Raw genomic sequence first — 16,659 nt, forward strand, 5'->3', positions numbered from 1 at the left:
ACCCGTAGCCGCCCGGTCAGTGCCCCACGCCGTGCGCAAACAACCGCTGACGCAAAAAAACAAAAAAGGCGTTGCACCAGACCGGGTTACATCGCGCATCATGGGCACTTTCAAGTTCAAGGGTTAACGTCCATGCGCGTTCTGTCATTGATGATGGGTCTCACGACGCTGGCCGCCAGTACGGTGTTCTGCGCCAGCGCGATGGCGAATGAAGAAAGTCAGCTGGTACAACAGATCAACGAGTACCGCAGCCAGGTGCAGCGCTGCGGCGACCAGGGTTCCCAGGAGCTGCCGCCATTGGCCAGCGACACGCGGCTGGTGCTGCCGGCCAACAATGTCGGCGATCTGCAGCAAGCGCTCGCCCGTGCGGCCTACCCGATGGTGAATGTGCAGGCCATCAGCCTGTCCGGCCCCAGGGATGCCCAGGCGGCGATGAAGGCGGTGCGTGAGAGTTTCTGCCGGGTGGTGCTGGACCCGCAATTTGTCGATATCGGCGTGAGCAACAGCGGCCAGGACTGGCGCATCGTGCTCGCCCGCCCGCTGCTCACCAGCGGCCTCGGCGACTGGCAGACCGAAGGCCGGCAAGTGCTCAACCTGATCAATGCCGCCCGCGAACAAGCGCGCCAGTGCGGCACCCAGGCCTTCGCCGCCACCACGCCACTGTCGTGGAACGAAACCCTGGCCAGCGCCGCCAACAGCCATACGCGCAACATGGCCAACGGCAACTTCTTCGACCACCTGGACCACGACGGGCGCACGCCTGGCGACCGCGCCGAACTGGCCGGGTATATCGCAAAAAACATCGGCGAAAACATCGCCGCCGGCCTGGACACGCCGCGCAAGGTGGTCGACGGCTGGCTCGCCAGCCCTGGCCATTGCGCCAACCTGATGAACCCGCAATTTCGCGAACTGGGCGCCGCTTATGCGATGGACCCGAAAAGCGACGCGGGCATTTACTGGACCGCCGTATTTGCCGCCCAGTGATCCTTGGGCGGCGGCCCAAAAAACCTGATGTTTATCTATTCGATTGGATAGAGAATCAAAGTGCCATCTAGTAGATAATTGCGCTGAACTGGCGACGATCATTCGGGTCTGTAGCTGGCGACCTGACATTTCAGGCAATACTCGAACCGTGGCAGATAAGGTGTTGACCCGATGATGAATTGGCTGCAGGGCAGCAGCGACATGGCTGAGCGGGTACGCCAGTATGATTGGGCAAGCACGCCGCTGGGGCCGCTTGATCAATGGCCGGACGTGCTCAAGACCACCGTCGCGCTGTGCTTTGCCTCCAGCTTCCCCCAGGCGATTATCTGGGGGCCTCAGTTGATCACGCTCTACAACGACGCGTTTGCGCCTATCCTCGGCAAAAAGCCCGAGGCACTGGGCCGTCCGTTCAACGAAATCTGGCATGAAGTCTGGGACGATATCAGCCCCATCGCCGCTGACACGTTCGCAGGACATGCTACCTACATCGAGAACTTTCCCCTCGTGATCGAACGTGAAGACATGCCGGAGCAGGCGTACTTCACGTTCTGCTACAGCCCGATTCGCGACCCCCATGGCAACGTGGTCGGCATGCTCGACACCGTGACCGAGACGACCCCCACGGTATTCCTCGCCCGCCGCCTGGCGGTACTGGACGCCATCGGCCGCAGCGTCACCAGCGCAACCGATGCCCAGACAATCATGACATCCACCACCCGGTTGCTGGCCGAACACCTGCAGGTGTCCATCTGCGCCTATGCCGACGTGGATGCCGACGAAGACGCCTTCACCATCCGTGGCGAAGGGTCGGCGCAGGGCACGCCAAGCATCCTTGGCCGCTACCGCCTGGCCGACTTCGGTGAACGGGCCGTCACCTGCCTGCGCGCCGGCCAGCCACTGGTGATCCGCAACAACCTCGAAGAACTGCCGCCCCACGAGTCCGTCAACTTTCAGGCTTTGGGCGTGACCGCCACCATCTGCATGCCGCTGATCAAGGATGGCCGCCTCACCGCCTTGATGGCCGTGCACGACAGACAGGCGCGCTTCTGGTCGACGTATGACCTGGCCCTGCTGGGCGAAGTCACCGAACGCTCATGGGCCCATATCGAGCGCGTGCGCGCCGACGTCGCCGTGCGCGAAGGTCTGGCGGCGTACACCGAGCTGAACGCGACGCTGGAGCAGCGCGTGGAAGAACGCACCCTGGCATTGGCCCAGGCCGAGGCGGCGCTGCGCCAGTCGCAAAAGCTCGAGGCCATCGGCCAGTTGACCGGTGGCGTGGCGCACGACTTCAACAATCTGCTGACAATCATCCGCTCTTCGGTGGATTTTTTGCGCCAGCCCGGCCTGTCGGAAGAACGTCGCCAGCGCTACATGGGTGCGGTATCCGACACCGTGGAACGCGCCAGCAAGCTGACCAGCCAGTTACTCGCCTTTGCCCGGCGCCAACCGCTGAACCCGGAAGTCTTCGACGTAAGCCAGCGGGTCCGCAGTATCGGCGAGATGCTCGAAAGCGTCACCGGCGCGCGCATTCAGGTGCGCGTCGAACTGCCCGGCCAGCCCTGCTACGCGCGCATCGACCCCAGCCAGTTCGAAACCGCGCTGATCAACATCGCCCTCAACGCCCGCGATGCGATGCAGGGCCAGGGCACGTTGAGCCTGAAAGTCGCCTGCGATCAACCCCTGCCGTGCATCCGCGGGGAGGCTGCGTCGAGCCAGCCGCATATCAGCCTGTCCCTGGCCGATACCGGCGCGGGCATTCCCGGTGATGCCTGCGAGCGCATCTTCGAGCCCTTCTTCACCACCAAGGCCGTCGGCAAAGGCACCGGGCTCGGGCTGTCGCAGGTGTTCGGCTTCGCCAAGCAGTCGGGGGGCAACATCGATGTGGCCAGCATGCCTGGCCAAGGCACCGTGTTCACCCTGTACCTGCCGCAGGTGGAAGGCGAAGCGCCGGCGCAAGTGCCTGCCGAGGAGCCCCTCACCCTTATCCAGAACAATGCCCTGCGCCATGTGCTGATCGTGGAAGACAACCTGGAAGTGGGCCGCTTCGCCAACCAGATCCTCCAGGACCTGGGCTACCAGACCACTTGGGCCACCGATGCCGAACAGGCGCTGGCGCTGGTGGGCGCGGGTGCCATGGTGTTCGACGCGGTGTTCTCGGATGTGGTGATGCCGGGCATCACCGGTGTGGCCATGGCCAAACGGTTGCGCGAGCAGCGACCGGAGTTGCCGGTGGTGCTCACTTCCGGTTACAGCGACGAGCTGGCGGAAAGCGGCTGCGAAGGCTTCGAATTCCTGCCCAAACCCTACTCCGCCGATCAGGTCGCGCGGATATTGGCCAGGGCCATGACCCAGGACTGAGCTAATCCGCCACGGCCACCTGATTGCGGCCCATTGCCTTGGCGCGGTACAGCGCCTTGTCGGCGGTGTTCATCAAATCATGCAGGTCGAGGTCCCGGGCCTGGGTCGAGGCCAGGCCGAGGCTGGCAGTAAGGCCATGCACCGGCTCGGATGCCAGCCCCGCCACCGCTTTGACCAGTTGTTCGGCGATAGCCCGTGCGGTTTCCAGCGACGTATTGGGCAACAGCACCGCAAACTCCTCGCCGCCCAGACGGCCATACACATCGGCCTGGCGAAACGAGGTGCTGATCACTCCGCCAATCTGGCGCAACACCTGATCGCCGGCCTGATGGCCGTAGGTGTCGTTGATCGCCTTGAAGTGGTCCATGTCCATCATCAGCGCACACAACGGCTGCTGCTGATGGCGGCATTGCGCGTACAACACATGAGCATGTTCAAAAAACGCACGGCGGTTCATCAGACCGGTGAGTTCGTCAGTCTGCGCAGCACGCGTGGAAATGCTGTGGGCCCGCTCCATCTGGCGGGTCAGGCGGAAGGCTTTTTCCAGCGCATCGGACAACTTGCGCGTGGCGCTGACCACAAAGGAGGAGAACACCAGCACGGCGATGGCCACCCCCACTTGCATGGGCGACGGCTGCGCCAGCAGCCAGAATGAACAGGGCAACAACACCAGGCCCATGGACACCAGTGTCATTGAGCGATAAGCCGAGTAACTGGACACCGCGCTGACCGACATGCCCACCGTAAAGAGCATGACCAGAACCTGGGACAGACGGTCGTCGGTGGGCATCAGCGCAAAGGCACCGGTGCCCCACACGGCGGCGGAGAGGATGAGGGTGATCCAGTAACGGCGCTCCCAGCGCTGCGGGGTGCGCTCGCTGTTGGGGCAACGGAACCAGTCGGTGAACATCTTGACCCGCAGCAGCGACGTCAGTGCCAGCACCACCAGCCACACCAGCATGACGCCGTGATCAAAACGGTCCCAGCACAGCCAGCAGAGCATGACGGCAGCCAGGTAACTACCGAAAATCGCGGAAAAGGATTGGCGAAAGAGCTGATGCAACCGGTCGGTTCGCACCTGCTCTTCGATAAAACCATCCTGGTCCTGCCCACGCCCTAGGCCATTCATGAAAGCTGCCCGCTCCGCCTGCCATGACAAAGGCGCCATTGTGGCACCCTGCCACTAGCCTGGACAACTGAATCCAGCACGGTAGAGCCTTTTAACTCAACTCAGGGCGCAAAATCAGGACGCCCAGCGGTGGCAGATTCAACGACAGCGACACCGGTTGGCCATGACGTGGCTCGTCGTGGGTGAAGACGCCACCGCCGTTGCCGAAATTGGAACCTGCGTAGGTGTCCGCATCACTGTTGATCACCTCGCTCCAACGCCCGGCGAACGGCACGCCCACGGTGTAGGCCTCACGGGGCAACGGGGTAAAGTTGGCCACCACCAGCACCGGCTTGCCATCCTTGCTCCAGCGCAGCCAGGCAAAAACGCTGTTGATGGCATCGTCGCCGATCAGCCACTGGAAGCCTTGCGGCGCATCGTCCTGCTCGTGCAGCGCGGGCTCCTCGCGGTACAGTCGGTTCAAGTCACCCACCAGTTTCTGCACACCCCGGTGTTCGGGGTATTGCAGCAAGTACCAGTCCAATTGTTGATCGTGGTTCCACTCGCGCCATTGGCCAAACTCGCAGCCCATGAACAGCAGCTTCTTGCCCGGGTGCATCCACATGAAGCTCAGATAGGCCCGCAGGTTGGCGAATTTCTGCCAGCGGTCCCCGGGCATCTTGTCGATCAGCGAATGCTTGCCGTGCACCACCTCGTCGTGGGAGATCGGCAGGATAAAGCGCTCGGACCAGGCATACACCAAGCCGAAGCTCAGTTCGTTGTGGTGATGTGCGCGGTACACCGGATCCTGCTGGATGTAATGCAGCGAATCATGCATCCAGCCCATGTTCCACTTGTAGTTGAAGCCCAGTCCGCCCTGCTGGGTCGGTTGGCTGACGCCGGGCCAGGCCGTGGACTCTTCGGCGATCACCAGCGCACCGGGCGCTTCGAGGGCGACCACGTCGTTCAGGTGGCGCAAAAAGTCGATGGCTTCCAGGTTTTCCCGCCCGCCGTGGCGGTTGGGCACCCATTCACCGGCCTTGCGCGAATAGTCGCGGTACAGCATCGACGCCACCGCATCCACGCGCAGACCGTCGATGTGGAAATGCTTCAGCCAGTGCAACGCCGACGCCAGCATGAACCCGTGCACTTCGGTGCGGCCCAGGTTGTAGATCAGCGTATCCCAGTCCTGGTGGAAACCTTCCAGCGGGTTGGCATATTCGTACAGCGCAGTGCCGTCGAATTGCGCCAGGCCGTGGGTGTCGGTCGGGAAATGCGCCGGTACCCAGTCGAGGATCACGCCGATATCGGCCTGGTGCAGGGCGTTGACGAAGTACGCAAAATCTTCCGGCGAGCCAAAACGCGCGCTCGGAGCAAACTGCGACAACGCCTGGTAACCCCACGAACCGCCAAATGGGTGTTCCATGATCGGCATCAGCTCGATATGGGTAAAGCCCAGCTCCTGCACGTAAGGAATCAGACGCTCAGCCAATTCACGCCAGCCGTACTGGCGCGACACCTCGCCTGCCTCGTCCAGCTCGCACTGCCAGGAGCCCACATGCAGCTCATAGATCGACAGCGGCGCCGAAGCTTTCTGCTTGTCGGGGCGCGCCTGCATCCAGTCGTGGTCCTGCCAATCCACCTGCAACGGTGGCGCCACTTTGGACGCGGTGTCGGGCGGCAGCTGAGTGGCCAGGGCCATGGGATCGGCCTTGAGCGGCAGGATGCCGTGGGCGCCGAGAATCTCGTATTTGTAAGCTGCCCCCGGCTGCAGGCGCGGGATGAAAATCTCCCACACGCCCGACGGATGCCGCAGACGCATTGGATGACGGCGACCGTCCCAGATATTGAAATCGCCCACCACCGACACCCGCCGGGCGTTCGGCGCCCACACGGCAAACCGCACCCCCTGCACGCCGTCGACGCTGGTCACCTGGGCACCCAGGCAACTGCCGAGGTCGCGGTGATTGCCTTCGGCAAACAGGTACAGGTCCATTTCACCCAGCAGCAGCTGGCTGAAGCTGTAGGGGTCTTCGGTGATCTGCTCACCGCCGGCCCACTGGATTTTCAACAGGTAATCCTGACGCGTGGCGAAGTGCCCGATGAACAGGCCCGGCACCTGGGTCGCCTCCAGGCTGCCGATCGACTCGCCACCGTCGCGGGTCAATACCTGCACACTCAGGGCTTCGGGCAGGAACGCGCGAATGAACTGCCCGCCCTGCTCATCATCATGGGGACCCAGAATCGAGAACGGGTCCGGGTGCTCGGCGCGCACCAGCGCTTCAACGTCTCTGGACGCCGGCATTGCAGTCAACTTGGGCTGCAGCGGTTCTTTATTGATATAGCTCATGACGTCTCCCCACCGCGTGCAGTTTTCGATATAGGGGCAAGCCCGCTCAACAATGCGTGCAAGCCTTGTAATGGCACCGCCAACCAGGTCGGGCGATTTTCCGCTTCGTAAGCCACTTCGTACGCGGCCTTCTCCAGGCTGAACAGTGCCAGTGCGGCGTCCTGGCCCTTGGCGTCCTGCCAGTCATGCGCCAGTGTAGACGCCGCCGCCTCATAGGCCTGGATAAATGCCTGGCGCGCCTCCTTCAGGTAGCGATCGGTCACGCGCTTGCGCGCAATGTCCGCCTCGGACGAGTGATCCACCCCCTGCACGTTGAGCGCCATGGCGGCTGCGTAATCAAACGAACGCAACACACCGCTCACATCCTTGTAGGGGCTGTGCTTGCCGCGCCGCTCATGCAGCGGCCTTGCCGGCTCGCCCTCGAAGTCGATCAGGTAGGCGTCGCCTTTCACCACCAGCACCTGGCCCAGGTGCAAGTCACCGTGCACGCGAATGCGCAGCCCGCCCAGCGTGGCTTTCGCCAACGCCTGGACCTGGCTGCCGATGGCTTTTTTCTGCGCCAGTAGTTCACTGACCAGTGTCTGATCGGCGGGGTTCAACTGATGTTGATTGAGCTTGAGCAATTGCAGGGCGCGTTCGATCTGCGCGCCCACGTCTTTGGCCCAGGCCTGGGTGTCCCTGGCCGAGGTGGTTTCCGGCTCGAAGTCCTTGTTGGCGGTGGGCGCGCCGAGCACGCCGTGCATTTCGCCCAGACGCTGGCCGAGCAGGCCGGCGAAGTCCGCCAGCTCGCCCAGGGCATTGTAGTGCTGCTCCTGCTCGGACATGGCCTCGGCCAGTTCGTCGCGGATCGCCCGCTCCAGGTTGTTCTGGGTCCAGCTCCACGCGTCGCCCTGGTTGCTCAGGTAGCCCTGGGCGATCATCAGCAGGTTGTCCTGACCCTCGCCATCACGGCGAATCATCGAGCCCATCAGCGGCGAGATATTCGGGTAGCCGGCCTCGGTGAGGTAAGCGCTCATTTCCAGCTCGGGGTGCACCCCGGCACTGACTTTGCGGATCAGCTTGAGCACCAGGCGCTCACCCACCACCACTGAGCTGTTGGACTGCTCGGCGGAGAGGTAACGAACCGATACGTCATCCGCCAGTTGCAGCGCGTCCAGGTGCGGGGTCGCTGCAAAGCGCAGTTCACCGTCGCTGCTGTCAAGCACGGTGCCGGCCTGCAAGGCCTGGATCACCGCACGAATGAAATGCTCGAGGCTGAAAGCATCGGTCACCAGGCCCACCTCGCGGGTGCGCCGTACCCGGGCCAGGGCCAATTGCTGGGGCAAGGCGCTGGTGAACTGGTCTTCGCGCAGAAAGCCGAACGGCAATTGGTAACGGCTCACCTGGCCGCCGCTGCTCACCTCGATTTCGCTGAGCAGCACCGGATGCTCCGGGTCGCCAAAGCGCACGCCGTAAGCGATGTGTACGCTGTCGATGGTCGCGTCCTTGCCGGCAAACCAGCGGCGCTTGGGCAGCCACAGCGGCAGTGAGTCGTGTTCGAGGGTGTTGCGGCAAGGTTCTTCGAGCAATTCTTCCATGCGTTTTTTCAGTACCAAAGTGGTGAAGTCGGGAATGCTCTGCGCCGGCTCGACATGCCAGCTGGGCATCTGATTCTCGGCGGCCAGCACAAACCAGTAGAAGCCGTATGGCGCCAGGGTGAGCAGGAAATTGAGCTGGCCAATCGGCGGGAACGCGTTGCCGCCGAGCATCTCCACCGGAACCATGCCGGCAAACGCCGACAGGTCCAGTTCCGCTGCCTGGGCGCTGCGTGACACGTTGGCCACGCACAGTATGATCTCCGTGCGCCCGTCGTCCCCGGTGAATTCCCGGGTATAGGCGAGGATGCGCCGGTTGCTCGGCGAGAGCATTTTCAGGCTGCCACGACCGAACGCCTTGGACTGCTTGCGCACCGCGAGCATGCGCCGCGTCCAATTGAGCAGCGAGTGCGGGTCCTGGGCCTGGGTCTCGACGTTGACCGACTGGTAGCCGTATTGCGGGTCCATGATCGGCGGCAACACCAGACTGGCCGGGTCGGCGCGGGAGAAGCCGCCGTTGCGGTCGATGGACCACTGCATCGGCGTGCGCACGCCGTCGCGGTCGCCCAGATAGATGTTGTCGCCCATGCCAATTTCATCGCCGTAATACAGGGTCGGCGTGCCGGGCATCGACAGCAGCAGGCTGTTGAGCAACTCGACGCGGCGGCGGTCGCGCTCCATCAACGGCGCCAGGCGCCGCCGAATGCCCAGGTTGATACGCGCGCGACGGTCGGCGGCGTAGTAGTTCCACAGGTAGTCGCGCTCTCTGTCGGTGACCATTTCCAGGGTCAGCTCGTCGTGGTTGCGCAGGAAGATCGCCCATTGGCAATTGGCCGGGATCTCCGGGGTCTGGCGCAAAATATCGGTGATCGGAAAGCGATCTTCCTGGGCCAGCGCCATGTACATGCGCGGCATCAGCGGGAAGTGAAAGGCCATATGGCATTCGTCGCCGTCGTCGCCCTTTTTGTCACCAAAGTACAGCTGTGTATCTTCAGGCCACTGGTTGGCTTCGGCCAGCAGCATGCGGTCGGGGTAATGTGCGTCGATCTCGGCGCGGATCTGCTTGAGCACGTCGTGGGTCTCAGGCAGGTTTTCATTGTTGGTACCGTCGCGCTCGATCAGGTAAGGGATGGCGTCCAGGCGCAGGCCGTCAATGCCCATGTCCAGCCAGTAGCGCATCACGCTCAGGACGGCCTTCATCACCTGCGGGTTATCGAAATTGAGGTCCGGCTGGTGCGAATAAAAGCGGTGCCAGAAGTACTGGCCGGCCACCGGGTCCCAGGTCCAGTTGGACTTTTCGGTGTCGAGGAAAATAATGCGGGTGCCGTCGTACTTCTGGTCGTCATCGGACCAGACATAGAAATCCCGCGCGGCCGAACCGGGCTTGGCCTTGCGCGCACGCTGGAACCAGGGGTGCTGGTCGGAGGTGTGGTTGATCACCAGTTCGGTAATGACCCGCAGCCCACGCTTGTGCGCCTCGGCAATGAAGCGCCGGGCATCGGCCATGGTCCCATAGTCGCTGTGCACGCCGCGGTATTCGGCAATGTCGTAACCGTCGTCGCGGCGTGGCGAGGGGTAGAACGGCAACAGCCAGATGGTGTTGACGCCCAGGTCGGCAATGTAATCAAGTTTGGCGATCAGCCCGGGAAAGTCGCCAATGCCATCATTGTTGGAGTCGAAATAGGATTTGACGTGAACCTGGTAGATCACCGCGTCCTTGTACCAGAGCGGATCCTTGATGAACGTGGCTGCCTTGGGTTTCTTCGCCATTGGAAACTCCTGAAAACTCGAAAAAACGTGCTGACGCACTCCGGTCAATGTGGGAGCAAGCCCCCTCCCACCTTTGACCTCGGCAGGCTTAAGACGCGGTAATGCGCCAGATCCCAAACGGCATCTGCGGATCGAGACGGGTCCACTGGCTCTTGCCATACCAGGTCCAGCGATGGCCGTTCATCAAGTCCTCGCCCTGGGTCTGCGCATCGTCCGGCAGGCCCATTTCCCATAGCGGCAATTCGAAGTGAGCTTCCTGGGCGTTGAACGGATCGAGGTTGACCGCCACCAGGATGAAGTTGCTGCCATCCTCACTGCGCTTGCCGAAGTACAGGATGTTGTCGTTCCAGGCGTTGTAGAGCTTGAGCCCCAGGTGCGTCTGCAGGGCCGGGTTCTGGCGGCGGATGCGGTTGAGCTGGGCGATCTCGGCGATGATGTTGCCCGGCGCGGTGAAGTCGCGCGGGCGGATTTCGTACTTTTCCGAGTCCAGGTACTCTTCCTTGCCGGGCACGGGTGCCGCTTCGCACAACTCAAAGCCCGAATACATGCCCCACAGGCCCGAGCCCATGGTGGCCAGCGCGGCGCGGATCAGGAAGCCCGGACGGCCGGATTCGTGCAGGAAACCAGGGTTGATGTCCGGCGTGTTGACGAAGAAGTTCGGCCGGTAGCACTCGCGCCACGGCGACTGGTTGAGCTGGGTGAAATACTCGCTCAACTCGGCCTTGGTGTTGCGCCAGGTGAAGTAGGTGTAGCTCTGGGAATAGCCGACCTTGCCCAGGCGCGCCATCATCGCCGGCGTGGTAAAGGCTTCCGCCAGGAAGATCACTTCGGGGTACTTGGCGCGCACATCGCTGATCAGCCATTGCCAGAACGGCAGCGGCTTGGTGTGCGGGTTGTCGACGCGAAAGGTCTTCACGCCCTCTTCCACCCAGCCCACCACAACGTCGCGCAGCTCTGTCCACAAACCGGGAATGGCGTCAGCGGCGTAGAAATCGACGTTGACGATATCCTGGTACTTTTTCGGCGGGTTTTCCGCGTATTTGATCGTGCCGTCCGGGCGCCAGTTGAACCAGCCCGGGTGCTGCTTGAGCCATGGGTGGTCCTGGGAGCACTGGATCGCGAAGTCCAGGGCGATTTCCAGGCCATGGTCGGCGGCGGCCTTCACCAGGCGGCGGAAATCATCACGGCTGCCCAGCTGCGGGTGAATCGCTTCGTGACCGCCGTCCTCGCTGCCGATGGCATACGGGCTGCCGGGATCATCGGGGCCGGCGTGCAGTGAATTGTTGGGGCCCTTGCGATGGCTGCGGCCAATCGGATGAATCGGCGGGAAGTACAGCACGTCGAAGCCCATGTCATGGATCATCGACAAGCGAGAATGCACATCGTTAAAAGTGCCATGGCGCGCCGGATCATCGGTGATCGAGCGGGGAAACAGCTCGTACCAACTGGCGAACTGCGCGCGTTCACGTTCCACATCAATCGGGTAGACGGTGCTGATGCTCAGATAGGCGCGGTGATCGGCCTGGGTCATCAGGTGTGCACTGTCCTCGTGCAGAAACTGCGCAACCTGCTCGGTTTCCAGCAGGCCGGAGAGTTCGTGATGCAGCAGCATCAGGCGGTCACGCAGCTCATTGTCGCTGCGCTCGGCGGCCTGCAGCACCAGGCTGCGGCCTTCCTGCAGCTCGAGGCTGACGGGAACCCCGGCCTCGTGCTTCTTGCGCAGTTCATAGCAGAAGCTGGCGAAGGTATCGATCCAGGCTTCGATACAGAACTCATGCGGGCCCTGCTCGGTGACGGTAAACGCGCCTTCCCAGCCATTGTTGCCGACGTCGGACATCACCACGCTGTGCCAGCTTTCGTCGTGCAACGGGCGCCAGCGAATCAACACCGCGAGCTTGTCGTGGCCGTCGGCGAATACCTTGCTGGTCACGTTCACGCGCTGGTTTACCACGGCTTTAACGGCAAATTCGCCGCCGTCGATCACGGGCGTGGTGTCTTCAATGGCGATCCTGGGCAGCAGCAATGCCTGGGACAATGGTAATGCGCAGTTATCTGAAGCCAGTGTTTCAGCAGTCATCGAGCATCTTCCCCTTACGCCCTGTGGACGCTCTTTTGCTTGATCCGAATCTGATACGGCGGCGCTCTCCCTGAGCGGGGCCGTCATAGGTCCGAGCCTGTGTGCGAGAGAAAAGTTCAGGCGGATATGCCGCCACTGGGCGGGAATCAAATCCGCCCGCCGATTGTCCACCGGTAGAACAAAGCACAAAGGAGGCCACACCGATGACTATTCCGATTCCGGCAGAAACACCCGACCCCAATATTGACGAGCCAACGTTACCGCCCGTTGAACCGCCGCCGATTCCGGAGCAGGAGCCGCCGGAAAACCAGCCGCCACCGGTGCAGGAACCGCCTGGAGCTGAACCGCCAGCGGTTCTTTGAGGCATTCCACGCGGGGTTCGGCATTCGCTTGCGCAAGCTACGCAACCGGGTTGCGCAAGCGGACCTTGATCGTGGTCATTTCCTACTCGATAAAAAGGGCTAGTCCTAACGCCAATGAACTTGCGCGTTCTCATACTGATTTTTCGCTCGCCTGAACGCCACGCATCAGGCAACGCGTAATCCGATCTGTTTATGAGGAATCAGCATGACGACTATTAGCACACCGACGACCATTGCCTTCAATGCACCCCTCACCGGCCCGACCAGCCCCCGCCCGCTCAAGCAACCCGAGGTGTCCAGGCCTGATCCCGACCTGGGGCGACATCTTGAGGATATAAGCGCCCGCGTAGACCGCAAGACCATTGACTACATGATGCGTCACCTGGATTCGGAAGAGTCAAAAGACTACTTCAAAAAGATCGACACACTCCTGACCCCGGACAATATCAGGCGCCTGGCGAGCGGCCCCAATGCGAAATCTCACATCAAGGCGCTTGCCCATATCGAGACGCGTTTTAACAGCGGATCGTTGGCCAAGATATCGGGCCCCCTTGAGTGGAAGCATGTCGAGGACTATCGCAAAGCCGTGGAAGCGGAACTGTTCGAATTGTCGCTCAGCCTGTTCTTTTCCGATGGGGAAAACTCCTTTGAATTGGTGCGAGGTTTTCTCAATAAGGAAACCGACCAGCATATTCTGCACGCCATGCATGATCTGCGGGCCAGGCACAAGCGCCTCAGTGAAGTTTCCACGCTGGTGAAAAACATACTCGAGTCGGTGCAAGATGTTGAAGCACGCGCGCAGGATTGGCGCAAGGGTATGCGGTCAGTTTAAAGAACAGGACCCGTTAAACCGGCCAGGTAGTCACTCATCCTTCTCGAACGCGCGCACGATTCGCGGCATCACGCTGAACACCGCCAAGGCCAGCAAGGTACTCAACACTGCCGTGGATTCCCGACCCAGGCCGGCAGCAACGCCAATCGCGGCGGTCATCCAAAGCCCTGCTGCGGTGGTCAGCCCTTTGACGTGGCCGGCATCCTCATCCTTGCCCTTGATGATGGTGCCCGCCCCCAGAAAGCCAATGCCGGCGATCACGCCCTGCACCACGCGGCTCATGGCATCGGCCTGGTTACCGGACATCTGCGGCACCAGCACAAACAGCGCCGCGCCCAGCGCCACCAGCATGTGCGTGCGTATCCCGGCCGCCTTGCCCTTGCTCTCGCGCTCAAAACCGAGGATGCCGCCCAGAATGGCCGCCATCAACAGCCGTACGGTCATCTGGGTGACCTGTTTTGCATCGCCGATATCGGCGAATTCGGCCTGCAGGGTCAGCCACGCTTCTTGCCACCATGCGTCCATGGGTGCGCTCCTTAGTGATTGTTGGTAAAAGATGGACAGCGGCAACCGCCTGTCAGTTGCCGGGAACGCCTGGATATTGGCCGGCCCGCTCCCCCCTGCTGTTGCGCTTACCCACTGAACCTGTTTTAAGGCCCGATGAAACGTTACGAAAAATTTGCCGATGCCATTGCAGAACTGATCCGCTCCGGCGTGCTCGGGCCCGGTCAGCGCGTGCCCTCCGTGCGCCATGCCAGCCAGACCTACGGCGTCAGCCCCTCCACGGTGTTTCAGGCCTATTACCTGCTCGAACGCCGAGGCCTGATCCGCGCGCGGCCGCGCTCGGGTTATTTCGTCAACACCCATGCGCCCAGCCCGCTGGCCGAGCCGGTGGCCAGCGAGCCGGTGCGCGACTCCACCGAGGTCGATGTGAGTGAACTGGTGTTTTCGGTGCTTGACTCCATCAAAGACCCCAACACGGTGCCGTTCGGCTCGGCCTTTCCCAGCCCGCTGCTGTTCCCCTTGCCGCGCCTGGCCCGCTCCCTGGCCCGCGCCGCCCGCGAAATGGACCCGCGCCTGGTGGTGACCGACATGTCGCCCGGCAACCCGCAACTGCGCCGGCAGATCGCACTGCGCTACAGCGTCGGCGGGCTGGTGGTGCCGATGGAAGAACTGCTGATCACCAACGGCGCCCTCGAAGCGCTCAACCTCTGCCTGCAGGCCGTGACCGAGCCGGGTGATCTGGTCGCTATCGAAGCGCCGGCGCTCTACGCCTGCCTGCAAGTGCTTGAGCGTCTGAAGCTCAAGGCCGTTGAAATCCCCGTGCACCCGCGCGATGGCATCGACCTGGACGCCCTCGCACAAAGCCTGGCGCACTACCCGATCAAGGCCTGCTGGACCATGACCAGCTTCCAGAATCCCATGGGCGCCACCTTGCCGCAGGCCAAAAAGCAGGCATTGGTGGACCTGCTGCGCAGCCACCAGGTGCCATTGATCGAAGACGATGTGTACGCCGAGTTGTATTACGGACAACACGCGCCAAAACCGGCCAAGGCCTTCGACACCGACGGGCTGGTGATGCACTGCGGCTCGTTTGCCAAGAGCCTGGCGCCGGGTTATCGAGTGGGCTGGGTAGCGGCCGGGCGCTATGCGCAGAAGGTCGAGCGTCTCAAGCTGATGACCTCGTTGTGCCCGTCGATGCCGGCCCAGGCCGCCATCGCCGATTACCTGCAACACGGCGGTTATGACCGCCACCTGCGCAAACTGCGCTATGCCCTGGAAGAACAGCAACACGCCATGCTGGCCGCCATCGCCCGCCATTTCCCGGCGCAGACTCGGGTCAGCCAGCCCACCGGCGGCTATTTCCTGTGGCTGGAACTGCCGGCGCAGACCGACTCGCTGAAACTCTTCCAACGGGCCCTGGCCCAGGGCATCAGCCTGGCGCCGGGGCCGATTTTCTCGGCGACCCAGCGCTTTCGCCACTGCATTCGCTTGAATTACGGCAGCCCCTGGAGCGAGGCGTCCGAGACAGCGATGCAGACCCTGGGGCGGCTCGTGCGGTCGCTCTAGCGGCCGCCACCCAGGTCGATGAAGGTGCCGGTGGCATACGAAGCCTTGTCCGACAGCAACCAGATAATCGCCTCGGCCACTTCATCCGGCCGGCCGCCACGGGCCATGGGAATGCCGGGCTCGAGCTTGCTGACGCGGTCCGGGTCGCCGCTCAGGGCGTGGAAGTCGGTGAAGATGTAGCCGGGGCGCACCGCATTGACCCGAATGCCCTCGCCTGCCACTTCCCTGGACAGGCCCAGGGTGAAGGTGTCGAGCGCGCCCTTGGAGGCGGCGTAGTCGACGTACTCGCCGGGCGACCCCAGGCGCGCCGCCACCGATGACACGTTGACGATACTGCCGCCCTGCCCGCCATGACGTGGCGACATGCGCAGCAACGCATGTTTGGCACAGAGCATCGGGCCCAGTACGTTGGTCTTCAGAGTTTTGAGAATGCGCACCTCGGACATCTCCTCCACCCGGGACTTGTGTCCCACGGTGCCGGCGTTGTTCACCAGCGCGCTGACACGGCCCAGCTCGGCGTCGACACGGCTGAACAGCGCGATCACTTCATCTTCGACACTGACATCGGCACGCACCGCAATGGCCTGGGCGCCCAGATCGCGTACGTGCTCCAGCACGGCCTGTGCGGCGGTGTCGTCAGACTGGTAATTAATGCAGATGCGATAGCCTTCGCGGGCGGCGAGCAAGGCCGTCTCGGCGCCGATTCCACGGCTGCCCCCGGTGATGATGACGACTTTGTCCATGCAAGCGATCTCCTGATACACGCTGATGTTTGCGGTTGGATCCAAGAGTAACCGTCATGCGCGGTATTTGTCAGGCAGGACGGGCGCCTGCGCACCTCATTGACCAACGGTGTTACACACCATATAGTGTGCCAACTATCAGGCCAGACCACTACATAGTGTGCAGTATCGCTATTTCGCGACCACACTCTGTGCAGTATTTCAAGCGATCAGGAAGGAATATTTCAATGCTGAGTTGGGATGAAGTCGACAACGAGGACACCGGTGAGGTGATCATCAGAGGCGCCAACGCCGGCCATGCCAGCGAAGCCAACATGGACCGCCTCGACGGCGCCGGCGCCGCTGCCGCCCTTGAAGCGCGCAACGTGACCGCCAGCGACTCTGCGGCAATCATCCGCGCCAAGGCCGCCCTCGACAAACTCGACGTCGCC

The 16,659-nt window shown here is 62.4% G+C and carries 11 protein-coding genes and 1 pseudogene; 6 read left to right on the forward strand and 6 right to left on the reverse strand.

Annotated features, from left to right (window positions below; all coding sequences use genetic code 11):
* Nucleotides 1-132: 132 nt before the first annotated feature.
* On the forward strand, nt 133-984 hold the full coding sequence (locus tag TU79_RS16175) for a CAP domain-containing protein (RefSeq protein WP_057008908.1): 852 nt from the start codon (nt 133-135) through the stop codon (nt 982-984).
* 171 nt (nt 985-1,155) lie between these two features.
* Nucleotides 1,156-3,342 (forward strand): ATP-binding protein, encoded by a 2,187-nt coding sequence (locus TU79_RS16180; RefSeq protein WP_057008909.1) that lies wholly within the window; start codon nt 1,156-1,158, stop codon nt 3,340-3,342.
* Between the two features lies 1 nt (nt 3,343).
* Here the strand turns inward: TU79_RS16180 and TU79_RS16185 are convergent, their stop codons facing one another.
* The 4 genes from TU79_RS16185 to TU79_RS16200 all read right to left on the reverse strand — a co-directional run bounded on the left by TU79_RS16185 (nt 3,344) and on the right by TU79_RS16200 (nt 12,221).
* A complete protein-coding gene (locus tag TU79_RS16185; protein ID WP_057008910.1) occupies nt 3,344-4,510 on the reverse strand; it encodes a GGDEF domain-containing protein in 1,167 nt (388 codons plus the stop codon).
* Nucleotides 4,511-4,562: 52 nt separating this feature from the next.
* On the reverse strand, nt 4,563-6,800 hold the full coding sequence (glgB, locus tag TU79_RS16190; protein ID WP_057008911.1) for a 1,4-alpha-glucan branching protein GlgB: 2,238 nt from the start codon (nt 6,798-6,800) through the stop codon (nt 4,563-4,565).
* A complete protein-coding gene (treS, locus tag TU79_RS16195; RefSeq protein WP_057008912.1) occupies nt 6,797-10,144 on the reverse strand; it encodes a maltose alpha-D-glucosyltransferase in 3,348 nt (1,115 codons plus the stop codon). The genes glgB and treS overlap by 4 nt, the downstream gene beginning before the upstream one ends.
* Before the next feature lie 88 nt (nt 10,145-10,232).
* Entirely contained in the window at nt 10,233-12,221 is a 1,989-nt protein-coding gene (locus TU79_RS16200) for an alpha-1,4-glucan--maltose-1-phosphate maltosyltransferase (RefSeq protein ID WP_057008913.1), read from the reverse strand.
* Between the two features lie 203 nt (nt 12,222-12,424).
* On the opposite strand from TU79_RS16200, the gene TU79_RS26320 reads away from it, so the two are divergent.
* Both TU79_RS26320 and TU79_RS16205 read left to right on the forward strand, forming a co-directional pair.
* A complete protein-coding gene (locus TU79_RS26320) occupies nt 12,425-12,583 on the forward strand; it encodes a hypothetical protein (protein WP_169793799.1) in 159 nt (52 codons plus the stop codon).
* A 205-nt stretch (nt 12,584-12,788) separates the two neighbouring features.
* Nucleotides 12,789-13,415 carry a hypothetical protein gene (locus tag TU79_RS16205; protein ID WP_057008914.1) on the forward strand — a complete coding sequence of 209 codons (627 nt, stop codon included), beginning with the start codon at nt 12,789-12,791 and terminating at the stop codon, nt 13,413-13,415.
* Between the two features lie 30 nt (nt 13,416-13,445).
* Here TU79_RS16205 and TU79_RS16210 read toward each other — a convergent pair whose 3' ends face one another.
* Nucleotides 13,446-13,940 carry an MgtC/SapB family protein gene (locus TU79_RS16210; protein ID WP_057008915.1) on the reverse strand — a complete coding sequence of 165 codons (495 nt, stop codon included), beginning with the start codon at nt 13,938-13,940 and terminating at the stop codon, nt 13,446-13,448.
* 135 nt (nt 13,941-14,075) lie between these two features.
* Here TU79_RS16210 and mapR point away from each other — a divergent pair, with 135 nt between their 5' ends.
* Nucleotides 14,076-15,485 (forward strand): GntR family transcriptional regulator MpaR, encoded by a 1,410-nt coding sequence (mapR, locus tag TU79_RS16215; protein WP_057008916.1) that lies wholly within the window; start codon nt 14,076-14,078, stop codon nt 15,483-15,485.
* Here the strand turns inward: mapR and TU79_RS16220 are convergent.
* A complete protein-coding gene (locus TU79_RS16220; protein WP_057008917.1) occupies nt 15,482-16,228 on the reverse strand; it encodes an SDR family oxidoreductase in 747 nt (248 codons plus the stop codon). The genes mapR and TU79_RS16220 overlap by 4 nt on opposite strands.
* 227 nt (nt 16,229-16,455) lie before the next feature.
* Here TU79_RS16220 and TU79_RS16225 point away from each other — a divergent pair.
* A pseudogene (locus tag TU79_RS16225) lies at nt 16,456-16,659 on the forward strand (ribonucleotide-diphosphate reductase subunit beta); the annotation flags it as partial.

Origin of the sequence: Pseudomonas trivialis (assembly GCF_001439805.1) — a bacterium.
Taxonomy (GTDB): domain Bacteria; phylum Pseudomonadota; class Gammaproteobacteria; order Pseudomonadales; family Pseudomonadaceae; genus Aquipseudomonas; species Aquipseudomonas trivialis.